Origin of the sequence: Chryseobacterium sp. SIMBA_029 (assembly GCF_046535275.1) — a bacterium.
GTDB lineage: Bacteria > Bacteroidota > Bacteroidia > Flavobacteriales > Weeksellaceae > Chryseobacterium.
This window is the reverse complement of record NZ_JAWRXA010000128.1, coordinates 1-327: the sequence shown is the minus strand read 5'-3', so window position 1 is coordinate 327 and position 327 is coordinate 1. Positions and strand designations below refer to the sequence as shown.

Annotated in this window: 1 protein-coding gene; it reads left to right on the top strand. The window is 61.5% G+C overall.

Annotation, left to right across the window (positions count from 1 at the left end):
• Positions 1 to 138: 138 nt before the first annotated feature.
• Positions 139 to 327: hypothetical protein (locus tag SB679_RS23505; protein WP_410704686.1), on the top strand; the 189-nt coding region annotated here is incomplete at its 3' end.

Sequence of the window (327 nt, the reverse complement as noted above, 5' to 3'; positions counted from 1 at the left end):
CTCAGTCTCTCCCGGCCAAATCATTTCGTGGCGTAGCCGCCCGATATCGCGAAATCGTCCGCAGAACGCTCATAATTCGCTCGCTGCAATGGCCGGTATCAAGCGCGGGCGCTCATAATGAAATCCAATTGCTGCCTTGTGGAGCACGCGAAATTGAAAACGTTTCGTAGTCTTCTCGCAGCTGTTCTGATCGCCCTGTTGGCCGCGTGCGCCGCTCTCCCGCCGCAGGAGGGCCGGCGGCAAACCCATGCGCTGCAGAACACCGAGGACACGCGTCTTCGCGGGGACTTCTCGCCTGAGGAGCGGGCGCATCCCGGGCTCAGCGCA